The organism is Burkholderia sp. E168m22, from assembly GCF_001319805.1.
GTDB classification, from domain to species: Bacteria; Pseudomonadota; Gammaproteobacteria; order Burkholderiales; family Burkholderiaceae; genus Burkholderia; species Burkholderia orbicola.
In genome coordinates this window covers 20,272-28,811 of sequence record NZ_BBSK01000005.1, presented here as the reverse complement: position 1 = coordinate 28,811, position 8,540 = coordinate 20,272, and the positions used below count along the sequence as shown (strand labels likewise).

Below are 8,540 nucleotides of genomic sequence, written 5' to 3'. Positions count from 1 at the left end.
CGGCGGTTCGTCCTGCGTGCGGCGGCCCGGCGTGACGGCGGACAAGCCCTTGACCTGCCGGTCGAGCTTCGCGGCGAATGCGAGCGCCTTTTCGAGCACCGCTTCCGACACGCGGTTCAGCGCGGGCGCGATCAGCCGCTCGCGCGGCCCCCACACGCGGTTCTCGCGCAGCAGCGTCGCGAGCGGCTTGCCGGCCGTCGTGCCGCGCTTGATCCGCAGCAGCGTGCGCAATTCCTCGACGACGGCCCACATCACGAGCACGATCGCCTCGCCCTCGCCCTTCAGCCCGTCGATCATCCGCGCGAGCCGCGCGGCGTCGCCGGCGAGCATCGCTTCGTTCAGTTTGAACACGTCGTAGCGCGCGACGTTCAGCACCGCGTCGTGCACCTGCTCGAACGACAGCGCGCCCTGCGGATACAGCAGCCCGAGCTTCTGGATTTCCTGGTGCGCGGCGAGCAGGTTGCCCTCGACACGCTCCGCGATGAACTGCAGCGCGCGGCGCCCGTCGTCGCCGGGTGCGACGCGCTGGCCCTGCATCGACAGGCGCTGGCCGATCCAGTTCGGCAGTTGCGCGCGATCGACCGGATCGATCTTCAGCGCGACGCCGCCGTTCTGCAGCGCGGTGAACCACGCGGATTTCTGCGTGGCCGCGTCGAGGCGCGGCAACGTGACGAGCATCAGCGCGTCGGGATTGGGTGTGGCCGCAAGCGTCTTCAACGCGTCGGCGCCTTCCTTGCCGGGCTTGCCCGACGGAATGCGCAGTTCGATCAGCTGACGTTCGCCGAACAGCGACATCGCCTGGGTCGCGCCGAGCAGCACGCTCCAGTCGAAGCCGCGCTCGACCGTATGCACCGAACGCTCGGTAAAGCCGGCCGCGCGCGCGGCCGCACGAATGCGGTCGCACGCTTCCTGCGCGAGCAGCGGCTCGTCGCCGTACACGGTATAGAGCCCGGCCAACCCCTTCGCGAGGTGCGGCTCCAGCGCATCAAGTCGCAATTGCATCGGTGCGTGCGCCCGCGATCAGAGCGGCGGCGGCGGCAGCGGCGCGCGCGGCGCCACGCCCGGCACCACGTCCTCCGGCGCCGGCGTCAGCGAGTGGACGATCGCGAGACGCCGCATCAGCTGGTCGACCGCGTCGTTCTGCATGTCGCCGTACAGGATGTCGGCTTCCTGCGCCTTCGCGTTCGTGTACTGGTCGCTGTACGTCATCGCGCGGTTCAGCGCGATCGCGCTCGGCGGGATCAGCACGGTGCCGTCCTTGCTCGTCAGCGTGTAGTTCAGTGTGTAGAACAGCGCGTACTCCTGCGCGGAGCCGTACTTGTTGAGCGTCAGCGTGTTCTGGCCACGCGACTCCCACATGCGCAGCACGGCGTCGGCGTCGTCCGCCGACTTGACGATCTTCGTGTCGCTGCCGGCCTGGACGAGGCGCGTGAGCCGCGCCTCGACGGGCGCCGGCGCACCGGCCACGAACAGGTGCTTGAACGCGTAGTCCTGCTGGCCGCGCAACTGGAAGCCGCATGCCGACAGCACGACCGTGCTGCCGACGAGCATCAAAAACGATCTGCGGATCACCTTCGCTCCTTCTGGGTACGTCCGACGGCCGGCGGCCGTCAGACGACGATGTTCACGAGGCGGCCCGGCACGACGACGATCTTCTTCGCCGGCTTGCCGTCGCTGAATTTCGCGAATGCCTCGTCGGCCACCGCCGCCGCTTCGATCGCGTCGCGGCTCGCGTCCTTCGCGACCTTCAGCGCGCCGCGCACCTTGCCGTTCACCTGCAGCACGAGTTCGATCTCGGCCTGCTCGAGCGCGGCCTCGTCGACCTTCGGCCACCGCGCATCGAGCAGCGGGCCGAATTCGTCCGCGTAGCCGAGCGTCTTCCACAGCTCGAACGTGACGTGCGGCACGACCGGGTACAGCACGCGCAGCAGCACGCCGTACGTCTCGCGCAGCACGGCGGGCGTCGCACCCTTCGCGCCGTCGATCGCGTTCAGCATCTTCATCGCGGCCGACACGACCGTGTTGTACTGCAGGCGCTGGTAGTCGAAATCAGCCTGCTTCAGCACGCTGTAGATCTCGCGGCGCAGCGCCTTGTCGGCATCGCCGAGCGTCGCGGCGTCGAAACCGGCGCGCGCGGCGAGCGCTTCGCGGTTGCCGTAGCCGAAGCTCCACACGCGGCGCAGGAAGCGGCTCGCGCCCTCGACGCCCGCGCCCGACCACTCGAGCTGCTGCTCGGGCGGTGCGGCGAACATCGTGAACAGACGCGCGGTATCGGCGCCGTACTGGTCGATCAGCAGTTGCGGATCGACGCCGTTGTTCTTCGACTTCGACATCTTCTCGATGCCGCCGAGCACGACCGGCTGGCCGTCCGCATTCAGCGTCGCGCCGACCGGGCGGCCCTTGTCGTCGTGCGTCACCGTCACGTCGAGCGGGTTGTACCAGGTCTTCTTGCCCGCCGCGTCCTCGCGGTAGTACGTCTCGTTCAGCACCATCCCCTGCGTGAGCAGGTTCTTCGCCGGCTCGCCGAACTTCACGAGGCCGAGGTCGCGCATCACCTTGGTCCAGAAGCGCGAATACAGCAGGTGCAGGATCGCGTGCTCGATGCCGCCGATGTACTGATCCATCGGCATCCAGTAGTCGGTGCGCGCGTCGACCATCGTCTCGGCGTCCGGCGCCGTGTAGCGCGAGAAGTACCACGACGAATCGACGAAGGTGTCCATCGTGTCGGTTTCGCGCTTCGCGGCCGCGCCACACTTCGGGCACGTGCAGTTCAGGAACGCTTCGGACTTCGCGAGCGGGTTGCCCGAGCCGTCCGGCACGAGGTCTTCCGGCAGCACGACCGGCAGATCCTGCTCCGGCACCGGCACGTCGCCGCACGACGGGCAGTGGATGATCGGGATCGGCGTGCCCCAGTAGCGCTGGCGCGACACGCCCCAGTCGCGCAGGCGCCACGTGACCTGCTTGTCGCCGAAGCCGCCAGCCTTCAGGTCGGCCGCGACCGCGTCGACCGCTTCCGCATAGCGCAGGCCGTCGTACTTGCCGCTGTTCACGCAGACCGCGGTTTCCTTGTCGCCGTACCACTCCTGCCATGCGTCGAGCGAGTACGTCTGCCCTTCGCTCGCGATCACCTGCTTGATCGGCAGATCGTATTTCTTCGCGAACGCGAAATCGCGCTCGTCGTGGCCCGGCACGCCCATCACCGCGCCTTCGCCATAGCTCATCAGCACGTAGTTGCCGATCCACACCTCGACCGGCTCGCCGGTCAGCGGGTGCTTGACCGAGAAGCCGGTCGCGACGCCCTTCTTCTCCATCGTCGCGACGTCGGCTTCGGCGACGCCGCCGCGCTTGCATTCCTCGATGAACGCGAGCAGTTCCGGCTTGTCCTGCGCGAGGCGCGTGGCGAGCGGGTGCTCGGCCGCGATCGCGCAGAACGTGACGCCCATGATCGTGTCGGCGCGCGTCGTGAACACGCGCAGCAGCTTCTGCTCGCCGTCGAGTTCGTACGGGAAGCCGAAGTTCACGCCGAAGCTCTTGCCGATCCAGTTCTGCTGCATGATCTTCACGCGCTCGGGCCAGCCGAGGCCGTCGAGATCGTTCAGCAGCTCATCCGCGTACTGCGTGATGCGCAGGTAGTACATCGGGATCTCGCGCTTCTCGACGAGCGCGCCCGAACGCCAGCCGCGGCCGTCGATCACCTGCTCGTTCGCGAGCACGGTCTGGTCGACCGGGTCCCAGTTCACGGTGCCCGTCTTCTTGTACGCGATGCCCTTCTCGAGCATCTTCAGGAACAGCCACTGGTTCCACTTGTAGTAGTCGGGCTTGCAGGTCGCGATCTCGCGCGACCAGTCGATCGCGAGGCCCATCGACTGCATCTGGCCCTTCATGTAGTCGATGTTGTCGTAGGTCCACTTCGCGGGCGGCACGCCGTTCGCCATCGCGGCGTTCTCGGCCGGCATCCCGAACGCGTCCCAGCCCATCGGCATCAGCGTGTTGTAGCCGTTCATCCGCAGATAGCGGTACATCACGTCGTTGATCGTGTAGTTGCGCACGTGACCCATGTGCAGCTTGCCGGACGGGTAAGGCAGCATCGACACGCAGTAGAACTTCGGCTTCTGCGTGTCTTCCTTCGTCTTGTAGGCATCGGCTGCGCGCCAGTCGCGCTGGGCGGCGGCTTCGACGTCGGCGGGTACGTATCTCTCGTGCATGGTGTGGTTCGGGCTAGGCTTTAAGCGGCGCGACGGCTCGCGCGCAGGATTGGATCGGAAATCGTGCTGGCCCGGCGGCGCTGCAGGTTCGCTGTGGCGGGACCTGTTCGGGGTGTCCGGATATTTTCCGGGTTGCCTGGAAAATGCCGGGTTACCTGGAAAAAACCTGCCAGCCGGGAAAAACAATGATTATACCGTCAGCGCCGGCGCATCCGGCCGGTCTTGCGGCGTGCGGCCCGCCCCGGCGACGGGCGGGAACTTGCCTGACGATTGGCGTGGCGGCCTGGCGGCGCGTCAGGGTTTCGCGCCGGCGGCGGCGGGCGCCGCAGCACCCGCCGGCGGCACGTCGGTCACGAAGCCGATCCGCGTAAGGCCCGCGGCCTGCGCGGCGCCCATCACCTGCGCGATCACGTCGTAGCGCGTCGCGCGCGACGCCCGCAGCCGCAGCTCGGGCGGCGCGGCGCCCGCGGCGGCGGCCTTGAACCGCGCGGGCAGCGCGTCGAGCGCCACGGGCGCGTCGTCCCAGTAGAGCTTGCCCGCGTCGTCGATCGACAGCGTGACGGATTGCGGCGTGTCGCGCGCGACACTCGCCGCGACCTTCGGCAGATCGAGCCGGATCGCGTGCGTCATCAGCGGCGCGGTGATGATGAAGATGACGAGCAGCACGAGCATCACGTCGATCAGCGGCGTCATGTTGATCTCCGCCATCGGCGCGGACGTCTTGTGGTGCTCGAGCCCGCCGAATGCCATGATCGTTCCTCCGGAGCCGGCGCGTCAGGCGCCCTGCGCGCACACGAAGACGTGCAGATCGCGTGCGAAGCCGTCGAGTTCCTCGGCGAGCTGCCGGACGAGCCGGCCGAGGATGTTGTACGCGAGCACCGCGGGAATCGCGACGACCAGCCCGAACGCGGTCATGATCAGCGCCTCGCCGACCGGCCCCGCGACGTTCTCGATCTGCGCCTGCCCGCTCGCGGCGATGCTGCCGAGTGCGTGATAGATGCCCCACACGGTGCCGAGCAGCCCGACGAACGGCGCGGTGCTGCCGATCGACGCGAGCAGCACCTGGCCGAATTCGAGGCGCCGCTGCGAGCGCAGCATCGCGTGACGCAACGCGCGCAGCACGCGTTCGCTACGCTCGACGCGCGCGGCCAGCGCGGTGGGGTCGTGATCGTCGGCCGCATCGCGCGCGGCTTCGGCGAGCGGCACGAACACGCGCTCGCGATCGGCGCCGGCCAGCGCGGCAATGCCCGCGGCGAGCGACGGCGCGCGCCAGAACGCGGCGAGCGCGCGCGGCCCCTGCCGCTTCGCGCGGACCAGCAGCCAGGCTTTCATGAAGAGGAAGCACCAGCTGGCGACGGACATCGCCAGCAGCACATAGGAGACGGCGTGCGTGATCGCATCGCCGCTTTCGAGGTAGTGGACAACGCCGGTGGGAATCGCCATCGGAGTTTCCTCGCGGTGTCAGCGCAGGCCGAGCACGTCCTGCATGTCGAACAGGCCGGCGCCGCGCGCCGACAGGAAGCGCACCGCACGCAACGCGCCCTGCGCGTACGACACGCGGCTCGACGACTTGTGCGTGATCTCGATGCGCTCGCCGATTCCGGCGAACAGCACGGTGTGGTCGCCGACGATGTCGCCGCCGCGCACCGCGGCAAAGCCGATCGACGACGGATCGCGCTCGCCCGTCACGCCGTGGCGGCCGTACACCGCGCAGTCGTCGAGCGAGCGGCCGAGTGCGCCGGCGACGGCTTCGCCCATCATCAGCGCGGTGCCCGACGGCGCATCGACCTTGTGGCGGTGATGCGCTTCGATGATCTCGATGTCGTAGCCGTGCGAGAAATGCTGCGCCGCGAATTCGAGCAGCTTCAGCGTGACGTTCACGCCGACGCTCATGTTCGCCGCGAACACGATGCCGATCCTGGCCGCCGCGGCCTGCAGTTCGGCCTTCTGCTCGGCGGTGAAGCCGGTCGTGCCGATCACGAGCTTCACGTCGTGGCGCAGCGCGGCCTCGATATGGGCCATCGTGCCTTCCGGACGCGTGAAATCGATCAGGTACTCGGCCTGCGCGAACACGGCGTCGAGGTCGTCGGTCAGCTTGACGCCGGTGTCCTTGCCGAGGAACGCGCCGGCGTCCTGCCCGAGGAACGGCGAACCGGCGCGGTCGAGCGCGCCGACGAGCTGCGCGTCGGCATCGTTGAGAACGGCTTCGATCAGCATCCGGCCCATTCGGCCCGATGCGCCGGCAATCGCAATCTTCATGGCTTTCTACACGACAAGTCTAAAGGCGGGCGGCGCATGCCGCCCCGTTTCCGCACGCCGGCCGCTTACTGCGCCGGTGCGGTGAGCGGCTGGTTCTGCAGGTTGTCCGAGCCTTGCGGGCCGACCGGCGGCGACGCTTCGTTCGACACGTTCGGCTGCGGCGGACGATGGAACTGGAACTGCGGCTGGATCGCCGGCGCGGCGCCCGGCGGCTGCCCGCCCGGCACCGGCGCGCCGCCCGAAGCCTGCGCGGCCGGCGTGAACCGGCGCGAACCCGAACCCTGCCCCGACACCTGGTTGGTCGCGCGGTTCGCCGCGCGCGCCGCCTGGGCGTTCGCATCCTGGTCGACCACCGCGCCGGACGCCGGCACCGTGGCCGGGCTCGCGGCAGCGGCAGCCTGCGCGGCGCTTGCGGCGCTCGCGGCCGCAGCGGCTTCGGAAGCCTTCTTCGCCGCGGCAGCGGCCTTCGCCTTCTTGCCGCCGCGGTCGCCGTCGATGTCGGCCAGCAGGTCGAGTTCGGACGGCAGGTTGTCGGCGCCGGTCCAGCTCGCGACGCGATCGCCGGAGAAGTTGACCACGAGGTCACGCTGCTGGACGATCGACGTCGAGCCGCGCTTGAAGTAGAAGAGGTAATCCCAGCGATCCGCGTGGAACATGTCCGCCAGCAGCGGCGTGCCGAGCAGCGCGCGGACCTGCTCGCGCGTCATGCCGGCCTGCAACTGTGCGGCTTTCTCCTGCGACACGAAGTTGCCTTGCACGACGGTGATCCGATACGGCGTGATGCTCTGCGCAATGCGCTGCGTCACGCTGTCGTACGACGAACAACCCGCCAGCGCGACAACGGCGGCGGCAGCGATGATGGCACTCCGCATGCGACTCCTCTGAAAGTGCGAAAGCGATTCTGGGATCATTTCCTTCACCGTGCTGGCCCGCGTGCAGGCCGCGCGTATATCTGGAACGGCGAAAAGCCGGTAACATTGAAGCCCTGCATTGTACTCTAGGGATGCCTAGCCATGACCAATCCGACGGATCTCAAGAATATCGGGCTAAAGGCCACCCTACCGCGCCTCAAGATTCTCGAGATCTTCCAGCAGAGCCCCGTGCGCCACCTGACGGCCGAAGACGTCTACCGCAACCTGCTCAACGAGCAGCTCGACATCGGGCTCGCCACCGTCTACCGCGTGCTCACGCAGTTCGAGCAGGCCGGCCTGCTGTCGCGCAGCAACTTCGAATCCGGCAAGGCGGTGTTCGAGCTGAACGAAGGTTCGCACCACGACCACCTCGTGTGCCTCGATTGCGGCCGCGTCGAGGAATTCTTCGACGCCGAGATCGAGAGCCGCCAGCAGGCGATCGCGAAGGAGCGCGGCTTCCGGCTCCAGGAGCATTCGCTCGCGATGTACGGTTCGTGCACGACCGAGAACTGCCCGCACCGCAAGCACTGAAGCGCGCCACCCGTACACGCGGCACGGCCCGGCCGGCATCTCGCCGCCCGGGCCGTGTGCTTTTTCGGCGCGCCTGCCGCGCGCCCGACATGCTTACGAAAGCCCTTCGGCGCCCGCGCAGGCTGGCTCGAAATCGAGCGCCCACGCGCGTTCCAGCGGGATCTCGTCGCAGTTCGGCTGCGGGCCGCCGCGATCGACGATCACGAAATCGCTGACCGCGTCGAGCGCGAGCAGCGGATGGTGCCAGACGCCCTTCGCATAATTGACGCCCTGCCAGCCCTCGGCCAGGAACGCGCGCATCGCGTCGGACCGGAATTCGCCGGCCGGCGCGACGACGATCGCGTAGCGCGACACCGCCGCGAGCGGGATGAACGCCTGGCTGCCGTGCGGATGACGCTCCATCAGCGTGACCGCGACCGGCAACGCGCGCGGCTGCGCGCGAAACACGCTGACGAGCGGACGGCCGCCGTCCGCGCAGACGTCGATCGTCGCGAGATCGTGAAAGCGCTCGGTCGTGCCGCCGTTGATCGGGAAATGCCGCGCGCCTTCGAGCGCGATCACGTCGCCGAACGGCGCGAACGCTTCGCGGGTCAGGCGCTCGACGCGCAGGATCGGAGTTCCGCTCATGCCGCTG

9 protein-coding genes are annotated in these 8,540 nt (G+C 68.5%); 1 reads left to right on the top strand and 8 read right to left on the bottom strand.

Annotated elements, in window-relative coordinates; genetic code table 11:
• The 7 genes from holA to AP428_RS00530 form a co-directional block, all read right to left on the bottom strand.
• Positions 1 to 1,002 (bottom strand): DNA polymerase III subunit delta (gene holA, locus AP428_RS00560; protein WP_054927351.1); only part of this gene is annotated, 1,002 nt, incomplete at its 3' end.
• Positions 1,003 to 1,020: 18 nt separating this feature from the next.
• A complete protein-coding gene (lptE, locus tag AP428_RS00555) occupies positions 1,021 to 1,572 on the bottom strand; it encodes an LPS assembly lipoprotein LptE (RefSeq protein WP_006476923.1) in 552 nt (183 codons plus the stop codon).
• A 38-nt stretch (positions 1,573 to 1,610) separates the two neighbouring features.
• On the bottom strand, positions 1,611 to 4,205 hold the full coding sequence (gene leuS / locus AP428_RS00550) for a leucine--tRNA ligase (RefSeq protein ID WP_054927350.1): 2,595 nt from the start codon (positions 4,203 to 4,205) through the stop codon (positions 1,611 to 1,613).
• A gap of 294 nt (positions 4,206 to 4,499) precedes the next feature.
• The gene (locus AP428_RS00545; protein WP_054927349.1) at positions 4,500 to 4,955 is read right to left on the bottom strand and encodes a biopolymer transporter ExbD; all 456 of its coding nucleotides are present in this window, start codon (positions 4,953 to 4,955) and stop codon (positions 4,500 to 4,502) included.
• 24 nt (positions 4,956 to 4,979) lie between these two features.
• A complete protein-coding gene (locus AP428_RS00540; RefSeq protein WP_054927348.1) occupies positions 4,980 to 5,648 on the bottom strand; it encodes a MotA/TolQ/ExbB proton channel family protein in 669 nt (222 codons plus the stop codon).
• An 18-nt stretch (positions 5,649 to 5,666) separates the two neighbouring features.
• Positions 5,667 to 6,464, bottom strand: coding sequence for a 4-hydroxy-tetrahydrodipicolinate reductase (dapB, locus tag AP428_RS00535; RefSeq protein ID WP_054927347.1), 798 nt, complete (start codon positions 6,462 to 6,464; stop codon positions 5,667 to 5,669).
• 65 nt (positions 6,465 to 6,529) lie between these two features.
• Positions 6,530 to 7,336 carry an outer membrane protein assembly factor BamE gene (locus tag AP428_RS00530; RefSeq protein WP_011544567.1) on the bottom strand — a complete coding sequence of 269 codons (807 nt, stop codon included), beginning with the start codon at positions 7,334 to 7,336 and terminating at the stop codon, positions 6,530 to 6,532.
• A gap of 141 nt (positions 7,337 to 7,477) precedes the next feature.
• On the opposite strand from AP428_RS00530, the gene fur reads away from it, so the two are divergent.
• Positions 7,478 to 7,906, top strand: coding sequence for a ferric iron uptake transcriptional regulator (gene fur, locus AP428_RS00525; RefSeq protein ID WP_006400349.1), 429 nt, complete (start codon positions 7,478 to 7,480; stop codon positions 7,904 to 7,906).
• Between the two features lie 93 nt (positions 7,907 to 7,999).
• Here fur and AP428_RS00520 read toward each other — a convergent pair whose 3' ends face one another.
• On the bottom strand, positions 8,000 to 8,533 hold the full coding sequence (locus AP428_RS00520) for an ureidoglycolate lyase (RefSeq protein ID WP_054927352.1): 534 nt from the start codon (positions 8,531 to 8,533) through the stop codon (positions 8,000 to 8,002).
• Positions 8,534 to 8,540: the final 7 nt, after the last annotated feature.